The sequence below is a fragment of the Thermosipho japonicus genome, from assembly GCF_014201655.1.
In the GTDB taxonomy this organism is placed as follows: domain Bacteria; phylum Thermotogota; class Thermotogae; order Thermotogales; family Fervidobacteriaceae; genus Thermosipho; species Thermosipho japonicus.
This window is the reverse complement of record NZ_JACHEX010000001.1, coordinates 505,127-530,532: the sequence shown is the minus strand read 5'-3', so window position 1 is coordinate 530,532 and position 25,406 is coordinate 505,127. Positions and strand designations below refer to the sequence as shown.

Sequence of the window (25,406 nt, the reverse complement as noted above, 5' to 3'; positions counted from 1 at the left end):
AAATAAAGTTGTAATATGATCAGAATATAAATTTTTATAAAATTTTGAATTTTTGTAATTTTATGTTAAAATATAATCGTATTAGTAACAGTTCTATTAATATCTGTTCAAGGAGGAGTGGTATAGCTATGGAAACACTTAAGGTTAGCTCAAAATCTAATCCTAACAAGGTAGCAGGTGCTATTGTTGGATCTCTAAACAAGAATGAAAAACTTGAGATCCAAGCTATAGGTGCTGGAGCTGTTAATCAAGCTTCAAAAGCTCTGGCAGTAGCAAGAAGGTTTTTATCAGAAGAAGGTAAAGATTTATATGCCGTTCCAGGATTTATTGAAGTAGAGATCGATGGTGAAACAAGAACAGGAATTTCTTTTAAAGTATATTTAACAAAGAAGGCGGAATAATTATTGGATGAATGATTTAGAGTATATTGCTCAAAGCTGTAGGGATGATGAAAGACTCTTGAATATTGTTAAAGATGTTGCAAACATGAGTGGCGAGGAACGAGAAGACTTTGCTAAAAAGGTTCGCCAATACTTTTTAGGTAAAAATTCAGAAGAAGATAATAACGCGTATAAGTTTTTTAAAATTATTTTGGAAGATGAAAATGCAAGAAAAATACTTGAGATTCTCGGGGAGAAATAACCCCGATTTTTTTGTTTACAGGAGGTTATTGTATGAAAGTCGGAGGTCAAGCAATCATTGAAGGTGTTTTGATGATGGGTAAAAAGATTGTAATTGCTGTAAGAAATGAAAAAGGAGAAATTGTAAAAGAAGAACTTGGAAAGATAAAAAATAAAAAAGTTTTGAAAATACCATTTGTAAGGGGACTTTTTAGTCTTTTTTATTCTATGTATTTTGGTCTAAAAGGTCTTGATAGGTCTGCAGAGATTGCAACAGGAGAAGAAATGAAAAAATCTGAAACATTTTTTTCAATTTTTATAGCAATAGTAGTTGGTATTGGATTGTTTGTAATGCTACCGGTGTTTTTAACAGGTCTTTTGGGGGTAAAAGATGATGAATTTTTATTTTCTTTGGTGGATGGGTTTATAAGACTCGGACTGTTTTTGTTGTATGTTTGGATAATTTCATTTATGAAAGATGTAAAAAGAGTATTTCAATATCACGGTTCAGAGCATAAAACCATTCATGCGTATGAAAACGGTGATGAATTAACTGTTGAAAATGTTAAAAAATATTCAACCATTCATCCAAGATGTGGAACAAATTTTGTAATGATCTTTTTAATAGTTGCTATAATTCTTTTTAGTATTTTCGGGATTTATCGTCCACTTTCTTGGGTTGAGAGGATAGTAATTAGAATAGTTTTAATACCTGTTGTGGCATCTGTTTCATATGAACTTTTAAAATTATTTGATAAATTTCCATTTTTAAGATTTTTGTCCTTTCCAGGTCTACTTCTTCAAAAACTTACTACAGCTGAACCTGATGAAAAGCAAATAGAGGTTGCTATAGAATCGTTAAAATTTGCCCTTGAAGGAGAAGAACCAGATGAAGATGTAGAGTACGTTGGATAGTTTTTGATGAGTGGGGGGAATCTTTGGTAAAGGTTGAATCTTTGACAAGAACATATAAAATTGCAGACAATAAAGAGGGAAATTTTTTTGTAAGGTTATTCAATCCTCGATTTAAAACTATCACAGCTTTGGAAAACGTTAGTTTTTCAATTTCTAAAGGTGAAAAGGTTGCAGTTTTGGGTTTAAATGGTAGTGGAAAATCAACGCTTTTTAAGATATTAACTGGGATCATACCGCCTTCTTCGGGGGGTTGTAAATGTATGGGGTATGATCCTTTTTCAGATAGAAAAAGGTATGTAAAAAACATTGGTGTTCTTTTTGGTCAAAAATCTCTTCTTATTCCAGAACTTACCGTTTATGATAGCCTAAAATTATATAAAGCTGTATATCAATTAAATGAAAAGCAACTTGACAAGCGTTTAAAAGTTTTTGATGAATATTTTGGAATAGAAAAGTTATTAAACAGGATAGTTAGAACACTCTCTCTTGGTGAGAGAATGAAGGCAGAAATACTTATGGCATCAATTCATGATCCTTCCATCTTTTTCTTTGATGAGCCTACCATAGGACTTGACGTAAATGCAAAGAGCGCTTTTAAGGAGTTCCTGTTAAATTACCCATTTGGATCTGAAAAGACGGTATTTATAATAACACATGAATTTTATGTGATAAAAGATTTTTGCACCAGAATTTTGCTGCTAGATAATGGAAAATTAAAATTAGATATTGAAACAAAACATTTAAAAAATAAATTTGGATACAAGAACCTTGTTATTGATTTTGAAGGAAAACCAACTAAAACTATAGTTGAAAATATCAGATTATTTGGATATCCCATAGAGATTGAAAGAAATAGTGTTAAAATAAAAGTTCCATATGAGAATAAAGAGGAAATAGAAGAGATAAAAAGAAAGATTTTGATGTATTCAAATGTTGTGTCTTTCAGAATTGAGGAAATGAGTTATGAAGAAATTATAAATTGGCTTGTGGGGGAATTCTGTTGAAAAGTCTTAAAAGAAATTTTGAGTTACTTAAAATTGGTATGGAGCTGAGTTTGAGAAGGCTTTTATATTTTAGAATTTCAACTTTATTTAATGTACTAGGAAATGCCCTTTTTCTTATAGTAAACATACTATTTTGGAAGCTTATTTATACAAATATAGAGGTTTTTAATGGTTGGACATTAGAACAAATGTACCTTTTTACAGCATTTTCAGAGTTTTTTCATATCTTTACTATGATTTTTTTTCCTGTTGCAGGAAAATTATGGAAGTTTATATATACAGGAAAACTAGATATATACCTTACAAAACCTTTAGAACCGTATGTACTAATAAATATACTTTATATACGCCTGGAAAATATTTTTAATGCTATTCCTTCAATTATATGGATAATTATCATTATTAATTTTTACAAAATTAAATTAGACATTTTATCGTTTTTTATAGGTCTTCTTTTTAATTTTATTGCTGTTTTTATTTACTCTTTGGTTCAAATGTCTACAAGTACAGCTTCTTTCTGGTTTGGGAAAATATCAGCTATTGATGAACTTTCTGATTCTCTTGCTATGCTAGTAAATTACCCTCATACAATATTTCCATTCTTTATTCGTATTTTTATGATTACCCTTTTGCCTTTTGGATATGCTTCAACTGTTCCCGCTTTTGTTACCTTGAAAATGAATTATATTGGAACTTTTTGGGCGCTTTTATTAGGGGCTGTTTTTTCTATTATGATGTGGATAACTATTTTCAAAATTTTATGGAAACTAGGAATGAAAAGATATGAAAGCTATGGAGGATAAAAGATGAGAATTCTAAATATAATGAAAGAAGCATATATTTTGAATTTGAAAAGATCTTTTAGTAATAGGATGGAGCTATTTACAAAGCTTTTTGGTTATCCTGCAAGATTATTTATGATCTACTTTCTATGGATATCTATTTTAGACAACAAGGCATTTTCTGGGGTAGAAAAATCGTATGTTCTTGGTTATTACACAGTTTCACTTTTTTTAATTCAAATGTATCCTTTTATAAGAAAATCACGTGAAATAAGGGAAAAGATTTTTTCTGGAGAGATAGTTAATTACCTTTCAAGAAATATCCCGTTTGGAGTTGTTAATCTAATGGAATATGCGTCAACAGTTACGGTGTACTTTCTTTTTGTAGCTCCAATTGCATACATACTTTTGGGGTTGGTAACTAGAGTTTTTCCAGATTTTCTAACACTGATTTTGTTTTTAATACTTGCGTTTTTGGGTAGTATATTAAGATTTTTAATTTGGTATGTTATAGGATTGATTTCTTTTTACACGCATGAAAATATTGGGATTATAACATTCTATTTGACGCTTGAAAATATACTTTCTGGAGCACTTTTGCCATTAAATCTTTTTCCACAACAGTTTCAAACAATTTTTGGACTACTTCCTTTTAGATTAATGTTGTATACGCCTGTAAATTTTCTCTTTGATAGGGCGACTTTTTTAGACTTTTTTAACGTACTTTTTCTACAACTATTCTGGTTAATTGTTGTTTTTGGTATATCTGAATTTGTTTGGAAAAATGGACTTAAAAGATTTACAGCATTTGGAATTTAGATTTATCGAATAAAGTGCAAAGAAGACTCCACCTTCTATAAGGTGGAGATGAATTTGCGATTTTTGCTGATAATATGATATAATATTTAGTGTTAATACACGATACGGAGGCGAAATAATTGATTCTTGAATCTAATAATCATTCAGTATTTAAATTAAACTATCATCTTGTGCTCGTGACAAAATATAGACGCCCGGTAATTAACGATCGTATATCGAATCGTCTTAAAGAGATTTTTGAATATATTGGTGATAAGTATCGTATTAAACTCAAGGAATTTAATCATGATAAAGATCATATTCATGTTTTGTTCTCTGCGCAACCAAATTCGCAGCTATCTAAGTTCATAAATGCATATAAAAGTGCTTCGTCTAGACTTGTTAAGAAAGAGTTTCCGCAAATCAAAGATAAACTTTGGAAATCCGCTTTTTGGTCTAAGAGCTATTGCCTTTTGACAGTAGGTGGAGCGCCTTTAGAAGTACTGAAAGAATATATCAAATCTCAAGGACGTGATAAAAATGTTAATAACCTACAAATTTCGTATTTACCCTACGAGAGAACAAGAAGAAAAACTTTCTAAACATTTTGGTCACACCAGATTTGTGTACAATTTCTTTTTGAATTACGCCTCTACCATTTACAAAGTGATGGGACGTTCTACATACTATAACGAATGGGCATCTGTTTTGACAAAACTCAAAAGGATGGACAAATATTCATGGCTAAAGGAAGTAAATTCTCAAATGCTTCAACAATCACTAAAAGACTTAGAACGCGCATTCAAAAATTTCTTCAAAAAACAAGCCGGCTATCCAAGGTTCAAGAAAAAGAAATTCTCTCGACAAACTTTTCGTGTTCCACAACATATTCAGTTGTATATTAAAGAAGATAATCCAAAATACGGCCTTATATTTGTACCAAAGTTTAAAGAAGGCATAAAATTTCGATTGCACAGAAAGATTACGAAAGATGGAAAAATCAAACAGGCAACGTTCATCAAAACGGCGACGAACAAATACTATGTTGCAATAGTCTTTGAAGTCAAAGACGTTAAAGTACAAAATACTTCTACCAATATTCTAGGTATAGACCTTGGGATTAAGGACACAATTACATTGAGTGATGGTAGAAAATACAGCATGCCAGATCTTTTTGAATACGAGAAACGACTCAAGAGACTTCATAAGCGATTATCAAGAAAACAAAAAGGTTCAAAGAATAGGGATAAGGCACGTTTGCGTCTTGCAAAATTGTACGAAAAAATAGCAAATATAAAAAGTGACTGGATTCATAAGATTACACACAGTCTTACCAGCAAAAACCAAGTTGGTAAGATTGTGGTAGAAGCTCTTAATATCAAAGGTATGGTTCAAAATCACAAACTCGCAAAGCACATCCACATGCAATCGTGGGGTAAATTCAAAGAACTTCTCGAATACAAAGCAAAACGCTGTGGGATTGAAATAATAAAAGCAGACAGATACTATCCATCAAGTCAGATGTGTAGTGAATGCGGATACATAAATAAAGAAGTAAAAAACTTAAGTATTAGAGAATGGACGTGCCTTGAATGTGGAGCACACCATGATAGAGATGTAAATGCTGCTAAGAATCTAGCTAAGTATGGCTTAATACTATCAGTAGGGCGGGAACCGTCCGAATTTACGCCCGTGGACCGTGCACTGGCAGCGGAACCCAAATGGGGTCTACGAGTCATCACGGGTTGAAACGGGAAGCCATGACTTCTATAACTCATGGTAGTTCACGCATAAACAGCGCTCCCTAGTTTTTTGTACATTATTATTTTATTACAAAATTACATTTTTAAACAAATCATCAAACGTTTCTCGTTTTCTGATAAGCTTTGTTTTACCATCTTTTGTAATTAAAACTTCTGCAGGTCTTATTGTTCCGTTATAGTTGTTTGCCATTGAAAAACCGTATGCACCTGCGTTTTTGATAACTAATAGATCCCCAATTTCAGGTTTTTTAATTTTTCTTTCCTTTGCAAGAAAATCTCCAGATTCACATAGAGGGCCAACTACATCAACGAGAATTTCGCCTTTACTGTTATTTAATATCTCTATTTTGTGATATGCATTGTAAAGTGCTGGCCTAAGGAGATGATTCATTCCACTTTCAGTTACAACAAAGAATTTTTCATCTGTTTTTTTGACCAATATTACCTTTGTTAAAAGAAATCCTGCAGGAGCGATTATAAACCTTCCAAGTTCATTTATGACTAATTTAAAATTTTTCAAAAGTGGAATTATTTCTTCTTTGTATTCTTGAGTATTTATCTCATTTTCATCTTTATATTTAATTCCCCATCCTCCACCGATATTTATCTTTTCTATGTTGTATTTTTGGCAAAGTTTTAAAGTTTTTTCTATAGCCTCTTTGAAAGGTTTTACATCTGTTATTTGGGAGCCAATATGTATATGAACCCCGCTAATTTTTTGAGATTTTAAAATTTCTTCAGCTGTTTTAAAATCAACACCAAATTTGTGCTTTTTTAATCCAGTTGATATGTATGGATGTGTTTTTGCATCTATATCGGGATTTACCCTTAAAAACAGTTCAAAATCATCTCCGTTTTTCCATAAATTTTCAAATTCTTCTTTGCTGTCAACATTTACATATTTTACTTTATATTCCTTCATTAAATCTTTTTGCTCTTTTGTTTTACCGTTTCCATTCCAGACAATTTTGTCTCCCTCTATTGAAGCAATTTTACATGCAAGAAGTTCTCCTTCACCTAATATATCTACTCCAAATCCATGATTTTTTAGAATTTTTAAAATCGCAGGATTGTTGTTTGCCTTTGCTGCAAATGTAGGGAAAAAATTAATTTCTTCAAAGACATTTTTTACTTTATTTATTCTCTCTTCTAAAATTTTTTCAAAATATATGTAAACAGGTGTTCCAAATTCACTAGCAACTTTTTGGAATATCTCATTCATACTTCCAACTCCTTTAAAAAATTGAAAACAAGATCTGCATAATATGGTATAACTTCGTCGTTAGGTAAAAACTTTGGATTGTGAAGTCCGTATTTTTCGCCTTTTGAAACTCCCGCCCAGAACATCAATGAAGGATATTCTTGAGAGAAATAACCAAAGTCTTCACCTGTATATTTCATTCCACAATCAATAAATTGTATATTATTTTTTTGTGCAAATTCTCTAAATAGTTCATACAATTTATCATTCACAATTACAGGTGGGTATACAGAACCTTTTGATATTGAAAATTCTCCACCATTTTTTTGAACAACACTTTTTGCTACTTCTTGTATTTTATTTATTATTTCTTCAGTGATATTTAAAGATTCTGATCTGATACTTCCCATTAATGTGGTTTGAGGAGAGACAATGTTTCTTGCATTTCCTCCTTCTATTTTTCCAAATCTTGCAATTGCGTTGTCAAAAGTTAGATTGTAAAATTCGGTCAAAAATTTACTTGCAAGATATATTGAGTCAATACCAGATTTGTAGAAAGCAACGTGAGAGGCTTTACCGGAGAATGCTAAGTCAATTTCGGTAGCACTTGCAAATAAAACTCCTTTAGTTGTTGCAACAGTTTTAAAATCATATTCATCGGTGACGTGTAATGCCAGAGCAAGTTTTATGTCAAGTTCTTCAATTTCATCTAACACGTACCTTGCACCGGCTCCTGTTTCCTCACCTGGTTGGAATATGAAGACAAAATTTTTTTCTATATTTGAAGAAAGTATTTTTTTAATTAGTTCATATGCGACTGACATATGCACGTCATGGCCGCATGCATGCATATTAGAATTTTTAGAAGCAAATTCCCATTCTGTCTCTTCTTCAATTGGAAGTCCATCAATGTCTGATCTATAGAGTATGAAAGGTTCACCTTTCTTTGGTTCGTACAATGCAATTACGCCTGTACCAGCTATTTTATAAATTTTTAGTCTTTCGTCTTTGAGATCCTTTAGGGCTGAAAGTAATATTTTTTGAGTTTCAAATTCTCTAAAAGATATTTCTGGGTTTTGGTGTAAAATGTGTCTGAGCTCGATTGAATCCATTTACTTCACCTCCTATTTGTTTAAATGATAGCATATATATGTTATAATTAATATTGAATTTCGTTTCATACAGGTTAAATTTGGAGGTGTTTTGATGGACGAGATCAAACAACTTGTTGATGCTGCCAAAAAAGAAATAGATAACGCAGAAGATCTTCAGCAATTAAATCAGATAAGGGTTAAATATCTTGGAAAAAAAGGGTTAATAACCTCTCAGATGAAAAAGTTAAAGGATCTTCCACAACAAGAAAGACCAAAATTTGGTGCAGTTGTTAATAAAGCAAAATCGGAAGTGGAAGATTATTTAAATAATAGAATGAATGAGTTATATAGAATAGAAAAACAAAAAAAATATGAAAAACTAAGAGTTGATGTTACACTTTCAGGTGCAAGAAAAGATAGAGGGCATTTGCATATTCTTACAAAAATACAAAAAGAGTTGGAAGATATATTCATTTCAATGGGTTTTGAGGTAGTAGAAGGTCCAGAAGTGGAGGATACATGGCACAATTTTGATGCATTAAATACACCAGAATGGCATCCTGCAAGAGATGTTCAAGATTCATTTTATTTTACAGATAAAATTTTGCTAAGAACACATACTTCACCAGTTCAGGTAAGAACAATGCTTGAAAGAAAACCACCACTTGCTATTATTTCACCAGGTAGAGTTTTTAGGAGAGATTATGATTCTACACACCTTCCAATGTTTACCCAAATGGAAGGCTTGTATGTAGATAAAAATGTTACGGTAAAGCATTTAAAATATACATTGGAGGAGATGGCAAGAAAAGTTTTTGGTGACAATGCAAAGGTTAGATTAAAACCGAGCTTTTTTCCATTTACAGAGCCAAGCTATGAAGTTGATATCCTATTTAATGGAAAGTGGCTTGAAATTTTAGGAGCAGGTATGGTTGATCCAAATGTCTTCAAAAACGTAGGATATGATCCAAATGAATGGTCTGGTTTTGCATTTGGCCTTGGCCTTGAAAGAATTGCGATGGTTAAGTACGGAATAAGAGATATTAGAGATTTTATAAAAAATGATGTGAGGTTTTTGGAGAATTACTGATGGTAGGATTTTTGAATGCATTTAAACCAAAAGGTGTCACATCTCATGACGTTATTGATGAACTAAGAAAAAAGCTTAAAATAAAGAAAATAGGCCATGCAGGAACACTTGATCCTTTTGCAGAAGGTGTTCTAGTTATTGGTATTTCTGGTGCAACAAGACTTTTGGAGTATTTAAAGAATGAAAAAAAGAGATACTATGTAAAAGCTATCTTAGGATTGATTACAGAAACTTTTGATATTACTGGACAAGTAAAGGAAGAAAGAGTATGTCAAAAAAGCTATGATGAAATAAAAGATGCAATTTTATCTTTTAAGGGAAGATACAAGCAGGTTCCACCGGCATATTCAGCCAAGAAATATAATGGTGAAAGGTTATATAAACTTGCAAGAGAAGGAAAGATTATTTCACTTCCACCTGTTGAAGTTGAAATATATGAAATAGAAAATATAAAGATAAATCCTCCAGAATTTTCCTTTGAGGTGGTAGTTTCACCGGGAACATATATTAGAAGTTTGTGTATGGATATAGGTTACAAGCTTGGTTGTGGGGCAACAGCTGTTGAACTTGTAAGAAAAAGTGTAGGAAAATTTTCTATTGAAGATTCAATTAATCCATTTGAATTATCTTCTGAGCAAATTGTAAATAGGATTTTAAGAGTAGAGAAAGTTTTGGATTTACCACAGGTTGAGGTTTATAAAGATTACGTTGAAAAGATATTTAATGGTGTACAACCAACTATGGATTTTGTAAAAGAGATAAGGGATGATTTTAAAAAAGATCAAGATGTTATGCTTATTTGTGATGGTAGATTAGTTGCAATTGCCATTTCGCAGAGAACGTCAGGTTTTCTAAAAAAGAATGAGGTAAGAGGAAGTGTATTTAAGTTAAAAAAAGTTTTTAGGGAGGGAATGTTTTGAAGATAGGAATAATTGGTCTTCCACAAGTTGGAAAGACGACCATATTTTCACTTTTGACTGGAATAGAGGTTGATCCATATTCTCCTATACATCAAAAAGGTGTTGCAAAGGTTTATGATAAAAGAGTTGATATTTTGTCAAAGATGTACAACCCAAAAAAAACAACTTATGCAACCCTTGAATTTTATGATACGCCATCTCTTGATCCTTCAGATAAAAAGAGTAGAACACAGGTATTTAATATGGTCCAAAATGCCGATGCACTTTTATTAGTTTTGAGGGCTTTTAAAAATGATAGTGTTCCATATCCAGAAAATGGTGAAACAGCATTTAAACAATTGAAATTGGCTTTGGATGAGTTTATATTTAGAGATCTTGAAATTATTACAAATAGAATTGAAAGACTTGAAAATGCAAAAAGAAAACTTGATAATCGCGAAGAAAATGAGTTAAAGCTTTTAAAAGAACTGGCAAAGGTTCTTGAAAACGAAGAGTTTCTTTCAAAATATGAATTAACCGATGATCAAAGAAAATTGATCTCCAGCTATTCTCTTGTAACTTTAAGACCAATTATAATAGCACTTAATCTAGATGAGGAGCAATTTTCTTCAAATAGTTATGAAACAAAAGAAGAAGTATTAGAGCTTGTTAAAGAGTACAATTTTGCATATATTGAACTATGTGGATTAATGGAAAAGGAAATACAGGAACTTGATGAAGAAGAAAGAGCAGAGTTTTTAAAGGACCTTGGAATTGAGCAAACAGGAATAGAAAGACTTTCAAAGGTTGTATATGACCAACTTGGCCTTATTTCATTCTTTACAGTTGGACCTGATGAAGTTAGGGCATGGACTTTAAAGAAAAAAAGTACTGCTGTAGAAGCAGCGGGAGCAATACATTCTGACCTTGCAAGAGGATTTATTAAAGCCGAGGTTATTAAATACAAAGACTTAATAGAGCTCGGTAGTGAAAAAGAGGTAAAGGAAAAAGGATTGATGAAATTAGTTGGAAAAGAGCATATAATTGAAGATGGTGATATAATTACAATAAGATTTAATGTTTAGGGGTGAAAGCGTGGAACAAGTTGTGAAAATCTCAAATAATCTTTATATTCCAAGAAACCGTATAATTGCAGTTTTACCGATTTCTTCTGCTGTTGCCAGAAAAATGAGGGGAATGCATAAGGTTGGGGGAAGTATTGTGAATATGACATTTGGTGAGGAGTCTAAGACTATTTTAATCATGGACAGTGGGCATATTTTCGTTACATCGAAAACATTGGAAGAGGTTGATGAGGCTCTGTGGAGATAAAGAGATTATTATTTAGATACAGCCAAAATAATAGATATAGTATAACAGCGCTTGTTGCGTCTATTTATTCTTACAGAAAGGATTTAGAACTTGTTGATATAAGGAACTTTGAAGAAATTTTTTCGTATAAAAAAGAGGGGACAGTAGTCCTCTATTCTTTTATGAGTTTTGATCTTGAATCGGTGGTAGTTGAGTTAAAAGAATTAAAGAAATCAGGATATATGGTGGTTGCTGGTGGCCCTCATGCAACTGCGATGCCACAGCAATTATTGAATTTTGGGTTTGATTATGTATTTGTTGGTGACGGGGAAGAAAATATACGTAATTTTATAGATAGTGATTTTCCAGAAAATAGAATATATGATGGGATAACAAAAAGGGTAGATCTTTCTGATTATCCTCCGTTTTGTCCTGAAAAAAGTTTGTATATGCCTATAGAGATAACAAGGGGATGTCCATTTTCGTGTGGATATTGTCAGACTCCAAGACTTGCTGGAAAATTAGTAAGGCATAGACCTATCGAGCAAATAGTTGAATACTCAAAAATAGGTGTGAAAAATAATAGGAAAATTGCAAGATTTATTTCTCCAAATTCATTTGGATACGGTAGTAAAAATGGTGTAACTCCAAATCCTGAAGCAGTTGATACCCTACTTTATAACTTAAAAAAGGTTGGAGTTGAAGAAATATATTTTGGAACGTTTCCTTCGGATGTTAGACCCGAGAGCGTCAATGAGGAAATACTTAAGGTTATAAAAAAGTATGTTAATAATAAATACATAGTAATTGGGGCGCAGAGTGGAAGTGAAAGAGTATTGGAAATGATAAGAAGAGGGCATAATTTAGAGGAAATTGAAAGAGCACTATCATTATTAAAAGAATATGACTTTATTCCTCGAGTAGATTTTATCTTTGGTTTTCCGTTTGAAACTGAAGAGGATATTGAAAAAACTTTTGAATTTATCAAAAAAATTGTAAATAAATACAAAGCCAAGGTGCATGCGCATACCTTTATGCCACTTCCAGGTACTCCACTTGCAAATATTGGACCAGGTGTTCTTACAAAGAAACATTACAAATTCCTGGGATTATTAACTTCACAAGGGTATCTTGATGGTTATTGGTTAAAACAAGAGCAACTTGCAAGGAGGGTTGCAGATGTTAATAGCAGCAGCCCAATTTAGTCCAAAACCTGGTAAATTTGAATACAATTTAAAAAAACATATAGAGTTTATTGAAAAGGCTGGAGAGATAGGTGCTAGTTTAATTTTATTTCCCGAACTTTCAATTTCCGGCTATACTTACGATAAAAGTATACTTGAAGATTCGATAAGCTTTTTCAATGAGATACAATCTGAGCTTTTAAAGCTTTCAAGAAAATACAACTTGGCTATTGTAGGTGGCGTTCCAAGAAAGGTACTTTCTGAAGTTAGAAATTCTGTGTTTGTTATAAAGAAGAAAAAAGAAATCTTATTTTATGATAAAACACATTTATTTAGAGGGGAAAAAGATGTCTTTTCACCTGGTGAGAGGTTTTTAGTGTTTAAATTCCAAGGAGTTAGATTTGGTATTTTGATATGCTATGAGATAGGATTTCCTGAAATATCAAGGATTTTAGCGCTTAATGGTGCACAAGTTTTACTTGCACCATTTGCATTTTCAAAGGAAAGAAAGAATATTTATGAAATTGCAACTAGAGCAAGGGCTCTTGAAAATGGAGCGTTTCTTGTTACATCGTCAACAAGTGGGAAAGGATTAATGGACTTTATTGGAAGCTCAAGGATAGTTGGTCCAGATGGTAATGTTATAACTCAATCAAAAAGAAAAGAAGAACTTATTTATGCAGATCTAGATGTTTCAAAACTAGATTTTTTTAGGTACAAAGAGGAAGGAATATCGCATGCGTATTTTTTAAATAGAAATAAAGAACTATACAAGGATGTGATAAGATGAACTTATTTTTAAAAGGAATATTACTAAGTTCTGCTGCTGGGATGGCTACATCTTTAGGGGCAATCCCGTTTTTGCTATTTAGAAAAGGAGCAAGTGAAAAGTTTATTGATGCCCTTTTAGGTATGGCTGCAGGTATTATGCTTGCTGCAAGTGCTTTTAGTTTGGTTGCGCCTTCTATCGAACTGGGCGGACTTTTAAGGTTTGCTATAGGATTTTTCTTGGGAGCGATACTTGTTGATCTTATGGATAAATACTCACCACATGAGCACTTTTTAAAGGGGCACGAAGGTGCTGAACTTAAAAGACTAAGTAAAATATGGCTTTTTGTTATTGCAATTACAATTCACAATTTACCTGAAGGTATGGCGGTTGGTGTGAGTGCGTTTTCAGATCAAGCATTAAATATAGCATTTGCAATTGGAGCGCAAAATATACCAGAAGGAGCTGCTGTTGCTGCAGCACTGTTAAATGCCGGGTATTCTGTAAAAACATCGTTTTGGGTGGCATTTTTAACTGGTGTAGTTGAGATAATTGGAGGTATTTTAGGTTCTGGAATAGTATCTATTTCAAGAGCGCTTCTTCCATATATGATGGCATTTGCTGGTGGTGCTATGATATTTGTAATAAGTGATGAGGTAATTCCAGAGACACATCTTCGAGGAAATGAAAGATTGTCAACGTACTTTTTAATAATAGGTTTCTTTATAATGTCTGCACTTGATGTCGTTTTAGGATAGGAGGAAGATATATGTTAAAACTAGCATTGATAGGATGTGGAAGGATAGCAACAAAAAAACATACAGAGGCATTGATACAAAACAAAGAATTATTTGATGTGGTTGCAGTATGTGACATAGTAAAAGAAAAAGCATCAAATTGCGCTGATATTTTTGAAGAAAGAATAGGAAAAAGACCGGAAGTTGAAACAGATTTTAAAAAACTTCTAAAGAGAGAAGACATAGATGCAGTAGCTATTGCAACAGATAGCGGAAGCCATTATGAGATAGCAATGGAAGCATTAAGTAATGGAAAACATGTGCTTGTTGAAAAACCAATGGCGCTATCTACAAAACATGCAGATGAAATGATAAAACTTTCAAAAGAGAAAAATTTAAAGCTTGAAGTATGTTTTCAAAACAGGTTTAATCCACCGATACAAGAGTTAAGGAAAAAGATAGAAGGAAAAGATTTTGGAGAAGTTCATTATGGAGTTGCGACAATAAGATGGAATAGGAACGAAAGTTATTACAAACAAGCAAGTTGGAGAGGGACATGGGAGAAAGATGGAGGAGCATTGATGAACCAATGTACACATAACATAGACTTGCTGCAGTGGATGCTTGGAGGAGAGATAGAAGAAGTATATGGGGTAATAAAGAACTTTAGTCACCCATATATAGAAGCAGAAGACTTTGGAGGAGCGATAATAAAGTTTAAAGATGGAAAAGTAGGAATGATAGAAGGGACAACAACGATATATCCAAAGAACTTGCATGAAAAGCTAGCAATATTTGGAGAAAAAGGGACAGTAGTAATAGGAGGGCTGGCGGTAAACAGGATAGAAGAATGGAGATTTGAAGGAGAAGAAGGACATCCATTTATGTCTTTGCCAGATCCAGATACAGTATATGGAAGTGGACATGTACCTCTATATAGAGATTTTTATGAATCAATAGTGAATGATAGAAAACCATACATAAGTGGAGAGGATGGTAAAAAAGCGGTAGAGATAGTCCTTGCAATATATAAATCTGCACTTGAAGGAAAACCGGTTAAATTTCCTTTTGAATTTTCTACATATGAAATAAAGGAGAAAAAATATGAAATATGAAATGATATATTTTGATCTTGATAATACAATATTAGATTTTGACAAATCTGAAGAATATGCTCTAAAAAGTGTGTTTGAACATCTTAATATTGGTTATGATGAAAGTTACATAGAAGTTTATAGGCCTATAAATGAAAAATGGTGGAAGCTTTTTTCAGAGGGAAAGTATAGAAAAGAAATGATTGTTGTAGAAAGATTTAGAGAATTTTTTGAAAAAATTGGAGTATTTAATTTGAATTTTAATGAAGTTGCACAGGTTTATTTAAAAGGACTTTCCAGTGTTGCTTTTTTTATAGAAGGTGCTGAAGAGTTTTTAGGAAAATTGAAAGAGAAAGGCTTTAGAATGGCTGCTATTACAAATGGTGTGGAATCTGTTCAGCAAAAAAGAGCAAAAATTGCAAGACTAGATAGATTTTTTGAATTTGTACTTACCTCAGAAAAGGTTGGAAAACCAAAACCAGAGCCTGATATATTTTTCTATGCAGAAAAATTATCAAATGTTCCGCTTTCAAGATCTATTTATATAGGAGATAATATAGAAACCGATTATGAAGGTGCAAAAAGGGCGAAACTTGATTTTATTCTTTTTGATCCAAAAAATAAGTTTGAGGATAATATAAAGAAAGTTTCAAATTACAAAGAATTATATAGAATATTGATTGATTAAAAAATGTACTGCGTTAAAACAAGGAGCCTTTAAGGCTCCTTGTTTTTTGCTTTTTAGTGATTTATTTTTTTTAGAAGTAATAAACTTTGAGGATTTAGGTAGCTATTGTTATTTTGAAAAGAAAGTGACATATTTATTAACTCGTATATAGTAATACCTTCAAATTTAATGTCTAAAGTTTCTATAACAGCACCATTTTCTAGATTATATTCAAAATTAATAGTGGTTGTATTAGAATCAGAATCATAACTAAATGAGACAAATTCAAGATTCTTGCTAATAAAGGTTAAATAGCTATTAAGTATGTCGACATTTTGAGTATTTATAGCCATTGTAAGTTCTGTTATTGAAGCAACATTAAGTATATCTAGTATTCCATCATTAATCTTTAAATTACAATTTTTTAAGTCGAGTGCTGAAGTATTTAATTTTTCAAAATCAAGTTTCAATGAGTAGTTGATGGTTGCGGTACTTTCTAAGTTTATTGGAGTTGCAAAGTTAATATTTAAAGTTAAGGTGTTATCTGGTAAAGCCGAATCTAAAATTTTAAGAACATCTATTGCTGTTGTAGAAGTGTTAACTTCTTTATCATTCAAAGTTATACTTGCACCTTTTGGAATATCTTCTTCAATTAAAGGAGTGTTGTACCATTCAAGTGTAATTGATATATTATCTGCTTTATTTTCTCCAAAGGTCCAAATTGTAGTTTTTCCATCTTTTCTAAAACCATTTTCATCTGTTTTTCTAATTTCATATTCATTAATTTCAACAATTGTTTTTATAAGTAGATCCGAGAGATTAATAGCATCATCAACCCAATTGAGTACAAAAGCCTCAGGAACAAAAATGTCATTTAGGTCAAGATAATTTTTATCTTCAGAAATGTCCGAGATTTTGTCCAGAGTATTTTTGAGATCGTTTAAAAATGTTGGGTTTGAAAAATAGGAGAAATCTATATTAGAATAGGAAGCTTCAAAGGTGCTAACTAAATTTGTAAATTCCTCTCGAATAATTGGCTCAATGTTGTTTTCTGATGAATCTCTTATAATTTTTACAAGTTTATCATGATTATCATGAACAAATATAAATGGTTCAATGAGTAAATTTAATACCATGACATCTCTAAAATCGATGTATAAATTTGTACTTGAAGCACTTGAATCTAAGTCTTTTAGTTGTCTTAAAGTAGTTTCTAACTTATTTTTAGCGTTTCCCGTAACTTCAGCATAGTATTCATACCTGTTTTCATACTTTAGCAGATTGTTCACAGCTTTTCTAAATTGTTTCATCTTGTTGATCAATTTTTCTTTACTTGATATTGCATCGAAAATTTTAATTAGTTGATCATATTCATTTTTATATGAAACATTTTCAGTTAATGGAATAGGTGTTTTTAAAAGATCTTTTGAATTTTTTGATGAAGTTGTGTTTTCCCCATTAGATGTGCTAGCAATTTGGTTTATTAAATCTACAAAATCATCGTCTGTTACAATATCAATTGCGTATGCCGGCGATTCAGGATCGTTTCCTGTATCACTTATTTCAGAAGGTCCAAGATCGATAGGATTTGTATTTACACAACCAAAAATAAATACAAAAAATATGATCAATACTATCCAAAAACTCTTAAAAATTTTCATAATACCACCCCCATAAAATGATCAGGTAAACTTTTAATATTATTTACCTACAAAATGATTATAACAAAAATGTATCAAATTTACAAATAATTCTTATTTCTTATTAGTAACATAAATATTTAATATATGTTAAATTACTATAGATAAATAACTGGTAGGAAAAATTTTGACGAAGAATAGCAAGTAATCATTTTTGAGTTAGCTTTTATAGAAATTTTTTATTTTGTTGTATTTATTAAAGAAAATTTCTACAATTTTTGGATCAAATTTCTTTTTGTTGAATTCTTTTATATATTTTAAAACCTTTTCTTCTGGCCAAGCTTTTCTATATACTCTATCTGTAGATAGAGCATCATATACATCTACAAGTGCAACAATCCGGGCTTCGAGTGGTATTTCTTCGCCTTTTAATCCTTTTGGATAACCACTTCCATCCCAGTTTTCATGGTGACAAAGGGCAATGTTGGCTGCCATTTTGAATAGTGGGTTGTCAACTGTGCTTAAAATTTTGTACCCTATAATTGTATGCTGTTTCATAATTTCCCATTCATCATCTTCGAGTTTTGTAGGTTTATTTAATATAGCATCAGGTATTCCAATTTTTCCAATATCATGTAACATTGCCGCTGTTGATATAAACTCAAGTTTTTGGTTTTTAAATCCCAATTCACTTGCTATAATTTTAGTTATTAATCCTACACGTTTTACATGTTCTCCAGTTTCAAATGATCTTGTCTCTGTTGTTTCAGAAAGTATATATATAATTTGGTACAGGTTATCAATAAGTTCTTTAGAGAGGATATTGTTTTCAATGTTTAAGATTTGCTTTGATAAAGTTAAGTTTAATATGTTTTTGTATGCATTACTTAGTTGATTGTCAAATTTAATTGTATATTTTAATCTTTTTTCTTTTTCTGCCTTTATACATATTTCAACTTCGCTGTTTGATTTCCATAGAGTTTTGTCGATAATGTCACATTTGTCTTCATTTTCTGAAGATTCTAATTCAAAATATTCAATATTTATATTCGTAGACAAGATGTTTTTTATTTTTTCAAAAAATAGATTTAAATCATCTAAATTGTGAAAATTTATGTTTGCAAATTCTTCTAATATTTCTCTTTGATTATATAGTTCTAGAAGATCTGAATACTCTCTCAATTTTGAAATTACGAGTGTAAAAAGGGCATTACTTGAAAATTCGCTTTTTTCTCTATAGTCATTGATATCATATTTTAGTATTATATCTCTTGGTGGAGCAACTCCAGGTTGGCCAGTTCTAACAACTATTCTCATAAGCTGATTTTTTACCTCTTCCCTTATGAATTGTATGAGTTTAAACCCATCATCTTTATTTTCCATTACAATATCTACAATTGCAAGTGCAATATCTTTTTTGTTTTTTAATATTTCTTTTGCTTGATCTAGGGAATATGCGCTAATTGTTTCTACTTTTTTTCCTTCAAATTCAATATCTTTAAGTATTATAGATGTTAATGTATGAACGTCTGGTTCATCATCAACTATTAGAATTTTCCAATTATTCATTGTTTTCCTCCTTCAAAGGAATTATAATTATAAATTTGGTTCCTTTTCCTTTAGCACTTTTTACTTCAATATGCCCTTTTAGTAATTTAACAACCAATTGATGAACTATACTTAAACCAAGTCCAGTTCCTTTTTCTTTGTCGGTTGTAAAGAAAGGATCAAAAATTTTTCTTTGGATTTTTTCATCAATTCCAACACCATTGTCACTAACTATTATCTTAAGGTGTTTTTTATTTACTTCGGCAGTTATTGAGATTATCTTTTCACTCTTTTCACCTTTGAATGCATGGTCAACTATATTGTTAATTAAGTTCATCAGAATTTGTGCTATGGCTCCAGGATTTGAAAACACATTTTTATTATCGACATCAATTATTGTTTTTATATTATTTTTTTTCAAATTGAAAGATAAGGTGTCAACAATATCTTCTACCAGCTCTTTAATATTAAATTTTGAAAAGTTATCTGATACTTCATGAATGGCAGTTTTTTTAAGTGATCTTATGATCTCTGCTATTTTTTGAGAGTTTTTGATTATTATCTTTGAAAGTCGTTTTAAAGTTTCTTTGTCAGTTTTATTATTTTCTAAAATGTTTTCAATTTCAGTTGATGCTGTAAAAATTATTCCTATAGGTGTATTTATATCATGTGCGATACTTAACATTAACTTTCCAAGAGCTGCCATTTTTTCTGAAATAATTAGGGATTCTTGAGTTTGTTCAAGTTCTCTAATAGTTTGCTCAAGTTCTTCATTTGATTCAGATAATTCTTCGTTTAATTCAAATAATTTTTTTGTCTTTTCAACGTTTTTAAAATACAAAAATGCTATAATCATGAAAGATTGAGTTATAAGGAAGATATATAAGAATGTAGATATAACTCTAGTAAGAGAAACATCAAAATATATAGAGCCAATAATTATACCTTCAAAGAAGGCAGTTTTAGAATATCTTATCGAAAATATTTTCTTTTTCCCCTTTTCTAAAAGTAAATTACCGTTTTGATCAAATATCTCTATGTGGCAAAATTCCTTATCTTTTAGAATTATATTTGACAACATATCTAAGCCATCATTATCTAACAGCCATAGAGGGTATTTAATACCACTTGAATAAACTTCAACTTTTTGTGAGATGTCTTTTTGCCAGTAAGATAGATATATGAAGAAAGATATAAACGAAAATAGGATTATTAAAAAATAAATAATTTTTTTATTTAACATTTAATTCCTCCCATGGTATATTGTACTTTTCATAAACTTTTTTATATGTTTCATCTTTTCTAAATCTTTCTAATAATTTTGTAATTTGCTCAGATAAAAACTTACCAAAATACGTTTTTGAAAAACCAACATAATATTCTTGTTCTTTAATTGTCTTTGAGTACTCAACATCAATTTTGTACTTATTCGCATAAAATAGCCCCACATAAAGGTTTGTTATAAATAAATCAATCCTTTTTTGTGAAAGAAGAATCATACCTCGCTCGTCCGAATCTACAGGTACTTTTTTGTAAGGTGATTTGAAAAACTCTTTAGGATATGCATAACCTTTTATGTATCCAGCAATATTCCTATATGGGTTGCCTTTTAGAAAAAAATATACATCTTTTCCGTAACTAATAGGTATACTTGAAAAAAAGAGATACTGTTCTCGAACTTTAGTCTTTCTTAAAGATAACAAAATATCTGTAGCCTTAGATTTTGCTAGTTGAATACACCTACTCCATGGATATAGATAAGTAACAAGTTTTAATCCAAGTTCTTTTAAAGCAATGTTTAGTATTTCATAATCTATTCCGTACCATTTTCCGTTTTCGTAGTATTCGTATGGAGGCCATTGTATAGATGCAAGTTCAACTATATTTCCGGGAATTATTCCATAATAGTTATCAAATAATTTTTCAAAGTCATTAGTATTAAATAGTTCTTTTAAAACGTTGTCAAAGATCTCGATAACTTTGCCATCAACATTTTTTGAGAAAGCAATATATTGTCTATATTTCTCAGTTTTAATATTTATAAATTTTAAATTGTCTTGATATAGTTTTTGATAATATTCAAGTATGAATGAATTGTATGATACGAAATCGATTTTATTGTTTAAAAGATTTTCAATTGCTTTTGATATGTTATTAAATTCTATGAATGTTGCATCCTTAAAATACATTTTTGATAGTTTAGCTGTTTTTGAATTAGTAATGACACCGATTTTTTTTCTCTTAAAGTTTGACAAATTGATATTTTTTTTCTTTGAAAGCAAAGCAAGGCGTACACTCCAAAGTGGATAATTTGTGAATTTAAATTTTTTTAGTCTTTCTTCGTTTTTTGCAAGACCTATGAATGTTTGAATTTCATCTTTTTCAAGGGCAGAGAGGATTTCGGAGAGATTTTTAGGGTAGGTTGATTTGTATTTAATTTTGATGTTGTATTTTTTTAATCTTTCGTTCAAAATTTCGACAAATTTGTGAGATATACCAGTCAATTGTCCTTTTTCATCAAAAAACTTTACGTTATCTTGTGGATAAGTATATAACGTTAAAGAAAAATAGACCATATTATATATTATAATGAAGAATAAGAATATTAATTTTTTCATATTATTCACCTCATATTAATTATACCACTTTTTAAAAAATAGAAAAAGCGTTTTATTTTATATTAAAATAAGAAATAAATTTCCTGATATCGTCTTGGAGTTGTTTTTTGTTAATTTCTAGTGAATTTTTCAAAACTTTATCAATATTTTCAAGATATTTATTTGCAGTACTTTCCCATGTATATTTTCTAGATAATTCAATCAATTGTGAAGTGTTGTATTTAGTTAAGGCAATATACAATTTGTTTGCAATATCATCAATGTTTTCAGGGTCAAATAGTAGTTCCTTATTATCAGATAAAATTTCAACGGGACCGCCATATTTTGTTGCTGCAACGATTAATCCACAAGCGGCTGCTTCTATAATAGCTAGCCCGAATGGTTCATAGTGCGATGGTAAGGTAAAAACCGAATTGCGTTTTGCAGCGACTCTATATAAAGAAGCAAGACTTTTTTGATTGGAAATATTCAAGAAAAATATACTATTTCCGATTTCTTTTTTACCTTCATTAATTATTTCTCTTAAGATTTCTGATTCTTCGCTATCTTTTTCATTTGCAAATTTAATGACATCATCTATTGCTCTTACTACAATAATTAAATTTGCATTTTCTTTTAAATTTTTATTTTTTAAAAATGCGCGGACAACTGCTATATGATTTTTCTTTCTATCGATCCTGCTAGATAAAATTATAAATGGTAGTTTTTGTCTTTCTTTTGGAGCACTTGAAAGTACATTGTTTAAATAATTTTCTATTATTTTATCATCTTTTTGAGGTTTGGGATTAAATATTTTGGAGTTAATTCCAGGAGGAATTATTTTAAATTTATTACTGTATGGATCAGCGTTGTACATTTTATGTGAATATTGCACATATCTTTCATGAGAAGTACTACAAACAACAAAAGATGAGTATTTTATCGCAAGATTTTCTGCAAGTATTCTTACAGAGAATTTAAATTTTCTTTCAAGTTCTTCTTGAGAAAATCCTTCATTTAGCATTTTTTCAAGTTTCCATGCACCTAGCGAATGCCCAGTAAAGGAAAATGGAATGTCTGTTTTTTCTAAAAACAAAACACCACTTATTCCTCCATCACCATAATGGGTTGTAACAAAATCTGGAAAACTTCCTTCTTTTTTGTAGAGGCCGTAAATTCCCTCTACATATTTGGGAAGATGGTTCCAAAGATTTTCTTTATTTAAGAACTTTTTTCCACCAAATGGTATTCTAACTATTCTTAAATTAGGAGAATCTGGATAATAATCAAAGGGCTCCGAAAATTCAGGCCATTTTTCATCTATTATTTGTCTTGTTATAATATCAACTTGTATTCCTTTTGAAACTATTGCTTTTGCAAGTTCTTTAACGTATACTAGTTGCCCTCCAAAGTCTGGATGTTCAGTTAAATGACTATCATTTTTATCGAAATTTCCTTGAGGATTGAAAAAAGCAATTTTTTTCATCGACATCACTCCCATATTTTATTATTTAACTCTACATCAGCACCAACAAACTTAAGAATATGAACTGAAACTTTACTCCCCATTTTACAAGACTCTACAAAATTCTTTCCATTTAATATTCCGTAGTACAAGCCAGCCCAGAAACCATCACCTGCACCAGTTGCATCAACAACTTTTTTTGCATTACTTGGAATATGTATTACATCTTTTCCATCAAAAATATATGCCCCATGTTTTCCTGCAGTTAATGCTATATTTTTAACGCCTAAGTCATGAAATTTATCTATGTAATATTTTATGGTATCTTCAAGAGAATAATCTTTTTCGCCAAATATAGCTACGCCATCATCGAGCGAGGGCTTGCAAAAGTTAGTATGTTTCAAAATAAATTTTACTTTTTCTTTATCTACTTTTCCACATTTGAAGATTTTATCCCTGCAATTTGGATCAAAACCGATTAAGATTCTATTTTTAATAGCCTCGTCTAAAATTGAAACTATTTTTTTAAATAAGTCATCGTATGAAATAGTCCAACAACTTAAATGGAGTATTTTAATTCCATTAAATATATCATTATCAGGTAGATTAATAAATCTATCTGCACCTCTTAAAACAAAAAAATCTGGGGTATCTTTTGTTTTTTGAACGAAAACAAGAGTTGTTCCGTATTCTTTATCTATTTGAATGTAGCTGGTATCTACACCTTTTTGTCTTAGTTTATTTATAATCCTTTTTCCGATAATATCGTTTCCAACTCTAGATAATATTCGTGTTGTAACTCCTAATTGGGATAGATAAGAGGCTATATTACCTGGAGATCCTCCAACTTTCATTTCAAAGTACTCGGCTGTGTCAAATGATTCTTCAGCAATCATGTCTGCAAGTAATTCGCCAACAAACAATATCATTTTTGTTCCTCCTATATTTATATATTAATATTATTATACAACAAAACCGTATTTCTTTTTTAAATCAGTGACATAAAAAATCAGCAGCCTAAAAAGGCTGCTGATTTTAAAGTTATTTTTAACTGTTTAGTCGCTGTATACTAATTTTCCTTCAATAAATACCTTTTCTGCTTTAGCTTTAAAGTCAAATGGATGTGTGTTCCAGATAACTATATCTGCATCTTTTCCTTCTTCGATTGAGCCTACTCTATCGTCAATTTTTAATATCTTAGCAGGATTTATTGTAAGCATTTTTAATAGATCTTCTTCTTTTGCACCATATCTTAATGCTGTTGCAGCTTGAATATTAGCATGTTCAAGGTGTATTACTGGGTGATCACACATTAAAGCTGCCAGAATTCCTTTTTCATTAATAATTTTAATTGCCTCGTATGTCATATCTGTTAATTCAAGCTTTGTTCTAAAACCAAATAATGGACCCAAAACAACGGGGATTTTCTTTTTCTTTAGAAAATCAGCTATTTTATAGCCTTCTGTTGCGTGCTCAATAACTAAGTCAAAATTAAATTCTTCGGCAATCCTTATGGCTGTAACAATATCGTCAGTTCTATGAGCATGACATCTAGCTGGAATTTCCTTCTTTAAAACTTTTACGCCAATCTCGAGAGTAAAATCAATTGGAGTTTTTGGATCTTCTTGTCTTCTTCTCATATAATCTTTTACCTTGGTAAAATATTCTCTAATAACTGCTGCAACTCCAAGCCTTGTCATTGGTGTTTTGTTTTGAGAACCATAAACTCTCTTTGGGTTTTCCCCAAAGGCCATTTTAAGCCCTGCTGGTTGCCTTATAACCATTTCATCAACAATATCGGATTTGAATTTGAGAATAAATCCCTGTCCACCAATTGGATTTGCACTGCCTGGTACAACCATTACAGTTGTTACACCGCCGGACAAAGCCCTCTTTATTGCCTTATCACCAGGATAAAATGCATCTAATGCTCTTACATGAGGTGTAAGTGGATTTGAATATTCGTTTCCGTCTTGGTAATAAAATTCACCTACTCCTTCTTCAAAAACACCTATATGTGAGTGTGCATCAATAAACCCTGGGAAGATGTATTTACCAGTTGCATCAATAACCTCTGTTCCTTTTTCTTCGATGTTTTCTCCAATTTTTTTAATTTGTCCATTTTCAATTAAAATATCTCCTTTAAATGGACTTCTTGTAATTGGATAAATTGTTCCGTTTTTTATCAATATCATACCATTCACCCCCTGTAAAGTAAATTATAACAT

The 25,406-nt window shown here is 30.9% G+C and carries 26 protein-coding genes; 17 read left to right on the top strand and 9 right to left on the bottom strand.

Annotation, left to right across the window (positions count from 1 at the left end):
* Positions 1 to 128: 128 nt before the first annotated feature.
* From HNP65_RS02850 to HNP65_RS02815, 8 genes are all read left to right on the top strand, one after another.
* Positions 129 to 401, top strand: a complete 273-nt coding sequence (locus HNP65_RS02850; RefSeq protein ID WP_004101650.1) for a stage V sporulation protein S — start codon at positions 129 to 131, stop codon at positions 399 to 401.
* Between the two features lie 7 nt (positions 402 to 408).
* The gene (locus HNP65_RS02845) at positions 409 to 642 is read left to right on the top strand and encodes a hypothetical protein (RefSeq protein ID WP_184618854.1); all 234 of its coding nucleotides are present in this window, start codon (positions 409 to 411) and stop codon (positions 640 to 642) included.
* Positions 643 to 674: 32 nt separating this feature from the next.
* Positions 675 to 1,535: a DUF1385 domain-containing protein gene (locus tag HNP65_RS02840; protein ID WP_004101654.1), complete on the top strand. Its 861-nt coding sequence runs from the start codon at positions 675 to 677 to the stop codon at positions 1,533 to 1,535.
* 23 nt (positions 1,536 to 1,558) lie between these two features.
* Positions 1,559 to 2,539 carry an ATP-binding cassette domain-containing protein gene (locus HNP65_RS02835; RefSeq protein ID WP_184618853.1) on the top strand — a complete coding sequence of 327 codons (981 nt, stop codon included), beginning with the start codon at positions 1,559 to 1,561 and terminating at the stop codon, positions 2,537 to 2,539.
* Positions 2,536 to 3,342: an ABC transporter permease gene (locus tag HNP65_RS02830; RefSeq protein ID WP_184618852.1), complete on the top strand. Its 807-nt coding sequence runs from the start codon at positions 2,536 to 2,538 to the stop codon at positions 3,340 to 3,342. The genes HNP65_RS02835 and HNP65_RS02830 overlap by 4 nt, the downstream gene beginning before the upstream one ends.
* A 3-nt stretch (positions 3,343 to 3,345) precedes the next feature.
* The gene (locus HNP65_RS02825; protein ID WP_184618851.1) at positions 3,346 to 4,140 is read left to right on the top strand and encodes an ABC transporter permease; all 795 of its coding nucleotides are present in this window, start codon (positions 3,346 to 3,348) and stop codon (positions 4,138 to 4,140) included.
* 119 nt (positions 4,141 to 4,259) lie between these two features.
* Complete coding sequence (gene tnpA, locus HNP65_RS02820) at positions 4,260 to 4,721, top strand: IS200/IS605 family transposase (RefSeq protein WP_126992666.1); 462 nt, start codon at positions 4,260 to 4,262, stop codon at positions 4,719 to 4,721.
* A complete protein-coding gene (locus tag HNP65_RS02815) occupies positions 4,660 to 5,868 on the top strand; it encodes an RNA-guided endonuclease TnpB family protein (RefSeq protein ID WP_184618850.1) in 1,209 nt (402 codons plus the stop codon). The genes tnpA and HNP65_RS02815 overlap by 62 nt, the downstream gene beginning before the upstream one ends.
* 81 nt (positions 5,869 to 5,949) lie before the next feature.
* Here the strand turns inward: HNP65_RS02815 and lysA are convergent, their stop codons facing one another.
* Positions 5,950 to 7,104: a diaminopimelate decarboxylase gene (lysA, locus tag HNP65_RS02810; protein WP_184618849.1), complete on the bottom strand. Its 1,155-nt coding sequence runs from the start codon at positions 7,102 to 7,104 to the stop codon at positions 5,950 to 5,952.
* Positions 7,101 to 8,195 carry a M20 family metallopeptidase gene (locus HNP65_RS02805; protein ID WP_184618848.1) on the bottom strand — a complete coding sequence of 365 codons (1,095 nt, stop codon included), beginning with the start codon at positions 8,193 to 8,195 and terminating at the stop codon, positions 7,101 to 7,103. The genes lysA and HNP65_RS02805 overlap by 4 nt, the downstream gene beginning before the upstream one ends.
* Positions 8,196 to 8,289: 94 nt before the next feature.
* Between HNP65_RS02805 and pheS the strand changes: the two genes are divergently transcribed.
* From pheS to HNP65_RS02760, 9 genes are read left to right on the top strand one after another with little or no spacing between them, the layout of a single operon-like run.
* On the top strand, positions 8,290 to 9,267 hold the full coding sequence (gene pheS, locus HNP65_RS02800; RefSeq protein WP_184618847.1) for a phenylalanine--tRNA ligase subunit alpha: 978 nt from the start codon (positions 8,290 to 8,292) through the stop codon (positions 9,265 to 9,267).
* The gene (gene truB / locus HNP65_RS02795; RefSeq protein WP_184618846.1) at positions 9,267 to 10,187 is read left to right on the top strand and encodes a tRNA pseudouridine(55) synthase TruB; all 921 of its coding nucleotides are present in this window, start codon (positions 9,267 to 9,269) and stop codon (positions 10,185 to 10,187) included. The genes pheS and truB overlap by 1 nt, the downstream gene beginning before the upstream one ends.
* Positions 10,184 to 11,251, top strand: a complete 1,068-nt coding sequence (locus HNP65_RS02790; RefSeq protein ID WP_184618845.1) for a DUF933 domain-containing protein — start codon at positions 10,184 to 10,186, stop codon at positions 11,249 to 11,251. The genes truB and HNP65_RS02790 overlap by 4 nt, the downstream gene beginning before the upstream one ends.
* Before the next feature lie 10 nt (positions 11,252 to 11,261).
* Entirely contained in the window at positions 11,262 to 11,498 is a 237-nt protein-coding gene (locus HNP65_RS02785) for an extracellular matrix/biofilm biosynthesis regulator RemA family protein (protein WP_343043450.1), read from the top strand.
* Positions 11,489 to 12,682 (top strand): TIGR04013 family B12-binding domain/radical SAM domain-containing protein, encoded by a 1,194-nt coding sequence (locus HNP65_RS02780; protein ID WP_184618843.1) that lies wholly within the window; start codon positions 11,489 to 11,491, stop codon positions 12,680 to 12,682. The genes HNP65_RS02785 and HNP65_RS02780 overlap by 10 nt, the downstream gene beginning before the upstream one ends.
* A complete protein-coding gene (locus HNP65_RS02775) occupies positions 12,657 to 13,451 on the top strand; it encodes a carbon-nitrogen hydrolase family protein (RefSeq protein ID WP_184618842.1) in 795 nt (264 codons plus the stop codon). The genes HNP65_RS02780 and HNP65_RS02775 overlap by 26 nt, the downstream gene beginning before the upstream one ends.
* Positions 13,448 to 14,188 carry a ZIP family metal transporter gene (locus tag HNP65_RS02770; RefSeq protein ID WP_184618841.1) on the top strand — a complete coding sequence of 247 codons (741 nt, stop codon included), beginning with the start codon at positions 13,448 to 13,450 and terminating at the stop codon, positions 14,186 to 14,188. The genes HNP65_RS02775 and HNP65_RS02770 overlap by 4 nt, the downstream gene beginning before the upstream one ends.
* An 11-nt stretch (positions 14,189 to 14,199) precedes the next feature.
* Positions 14,200 to 15,282 (top strand): Gfo/Idh/MocA family protein, encoded by a 1,083-nt coding sequence (locus HNP65_RS02765; RefSeq protein ID WP_184618840.1) that lies wholly within the window; start codon positions 14,200 to 14,202, stop codon positions 15,280 to 15,282.
* A complete protein-coding gene (locus HNP65_RS02760; RefSeq protein ID WP_184618839.1) occupies positions 15,272 to 15,949 on the top strand; it encodes a YjjG family noncanonical pyrimidine nucleotidase in 678 nt (225 codons plus the stop codon). Before HNP65_RS02765 ends, HNP65_RS02760 begins: the two co-directional genes overlap by 11 nt.
* Positions 15,950 to 16,002: 53 nt before the next feature.
* On the opposite strand, the gene HNP65_RS02755 is transcribed toward HNP65_RS02760, so the two are convergent.
* From HNP65_RS02755 to HNP65_RS02725, 7 genes are all read right to left on the bottom strand, one after another.
* Complete coding sequence (locus tag HNP65_RS02755; protein WP_184618838.1) at positions 16,003 to 17,589, bottom strand: hypothetical protein; 1,587 nt, start codon at positions 17,587 to 17,589, stop codon at positions 16,003 to 16,005.
* Positions 17,590 to 17,787: 198 nt separating this feature from the next.
* A complete protein-coding gene (locus tag HNP65_RS02750) occupies positions 17,788 to 19,137 on the bottom strand; it encodes a response regulator (RefSeq protein ID WP_184618837.1) in 1,350 nt (449 codons plus the stop codon).
* The gene (locus HNP65_RS02745; RefSeq protein ID WP_246348158.1) at positions 19,130 to 20,359 is read right to left on the bottom strand and encodes a sensor histidine kinase; all 1,230 of its coding nucleotides are present in this window, start codon (positions 20,357 to 20,359) and stop codon (positions 19,130 to 19,132) included. The genes HNP65_RS02750 and HNP65_RS02745 overlap by 8 nt, the downstream gene beginning before the upstream one ends.
* Positions 20,349 to 21,734 (bottom strand): substrate-binding periplasmic protein, encoded by a 1,386-nt coding sequence (locus HNP65_RS02740; protein ID WP_184618836.1) that lies wholly within the window; start codon positions 21,732 to 21,734, stop codon positions 20,349 to 20,351. Before HNP65_RS02740 ends, HNP65_RS02745 begins: the two co-directional genes overlap by 11 nt.
* Positions 21,735 to 21,786: 52 nt before the next feature.
* Positions 21,787 to 23,199: a glycosyltransferase gene (locus HNP65_RS02735; protein WP_184618835.1), complete on the bottom strand. Its 1,413-nt coding sequence runs from the start codon at positions 23,197 to 23,199 to the stop codon at positions 21,787 to 21,789.
* A gap of 5 nt (positions 23,200 to 23,204) precedes the next feature.
* Entirely contained in the window at positions 23,205 to 24,107 is a 903-nt protein-coding gene (locus HNP65_RS02730) for a carbohydrate kinase family protein (RefSeq protein ID WP_184618834.1), read from the bottom strand.
* Positions 24,108 to 24,233: 126 nt separating this feature from the next.
* Positions 24,234 to 25,373 (bottom strand): amidohydrolase, encoded by a 1,140-nt coding sequence (locus tag HNP65_RS02725; RefSeq protein ID WP_184618833.1) that lies wholly within the window; start codon positions 25,371 to 25,373, stop codon positions 24,234 to 24,236.
* Between the last annotated feature and the right edge of the window lie 33 nt (positions 25,374 to 25,406).

Coding starts and splice junctions, on each gene's coding strand:
- HNP65_RS02850 (WP_004101650.1), top strand. CDS start 129: ATGGAAACACTTAAGGTTAGCTCAAAATCTAATCCTAACAAGGTAGCA.
- HNP65_RS02845 (WP_184618854.1), top strand. CDS start 409: ATGAATGATTTAGAGTATATTGCTCAAAGCTGTAGGGATGATGAAAGA.
- HNP65_RS02840 (WP_004101654.1), top strand. CDS start 675: ATGAAAGTCGGAGGTCAAGCAATCATTGAAGGTGTTTTGATGATGGGT.
- HNP65_RS02825 (WP_184618851.1), top strand. CDS start 3,346: ATGAGAATTCTAAATATAATGAAAGAAGCATATATTTTGAATTTGAAA.
- HNP65_RS02815 (WP_184618850.1), top strand. CDS start 4,660: ATGTTAATAACCTACAAATTTCGTATTTACCCTACGAGAGAACAAGAA.
- lysA (WP_184618849.1), bottom strand. CDS start 7,104: ATGAATGAGATATTCCAAAAAGTTGCTAGTGAATTTGGAACACCTGTT.
- HNP65_RS02805 (WP_184618848.1), bottom strand. CDS start 8,195: ATGGATTCAATCGAGCTCAGACACATTTTACACCAAAACCCAGAAATA.
- pheS (WP_184618847.1), top strand. CDS start 8,290: ATGGACGAGATCAAACAACTTGTTGATGCTGCCAAAAAAGAAATAGAT.
- truB (WP_184618846.1), top strand. CDS start 9,267: ATGGTAGGATTTTTGAATGCATTTAAACCAAAAGGTGTCACATCTCAT.
- HNP65_RS02775 (WP_184618842.1), top strand. CDS start 12,657: ATGTTAATAGCAGCAGCCCAATTTAGTCCAAAACCTGGTAAATTTGAA.
- HNP65_RS02770 (WP_184618841.1), top strand. CDS start 13,448: ATGAACTTATTTTTAAAAGGAATATTACTAAGTTCTGCTGCTGGGATG.
- HNP65_RS02765 (WP_184618840.1), top strand. CDS start 14,200: ATGTTAAAACTAGCATTGATAGGATGTGGAAGGATAGCAACAAAAAAA.
- HNP65_RS02760 (WP_184618839.1), top strand. CDS start 15,272: ATGAAATATGAAATGATATATTTTGATCTTGATAATACAATATTAGAT.
- HNP65_RS02755 (WP_184618838.1), bottom strand. CDS start 17,589: ATGAAAATTTTTAAGAGTTTTTGGATAGTATTGATCATATTTTTTGTA.
- HNP65_RS02750 (WP_184618837.1), bottom strand. CDS start 19,137: ATGAATAATTGGAAAATTCTAATAGTTGATGATGAACCAGACGTTCAT.
- HNP65_RS02745 (WP_246348158.1), bottom strand. CDS start 20,359: ATGTTAAATAAAAAAATTATTTATTTTTTAATAATCCTATTTTCGTTT.
- HNP65_RS02740 (WP_184618836.1), bottom strand. CDS start 21,734: ATGAAAAAATTAATATTCTTATTCTTCATTATAATATATAATATGGTC.
- HNP65_RS02735 (WP_184618835.1), bottom strand. CDS start 23,199: ATGAAAAAAATTGCTTTTTTCAATCCTCAAGGAAATTTCGATAAAAAT.
- HNP65_RS02730 (WP_184618834.1), bottom strand. CDS start 24,107: ATGATATTGTTTGTTGGCGAATTACTTGCAGACATGATTGCTGAAGAA.
- HNP65_RS02725 (WP_184618833.1), bottom strand. CDS start 25,373: ATGATATTGATAAAAAACGGAACAATTTATCCAATTACAAGAAGTCCA.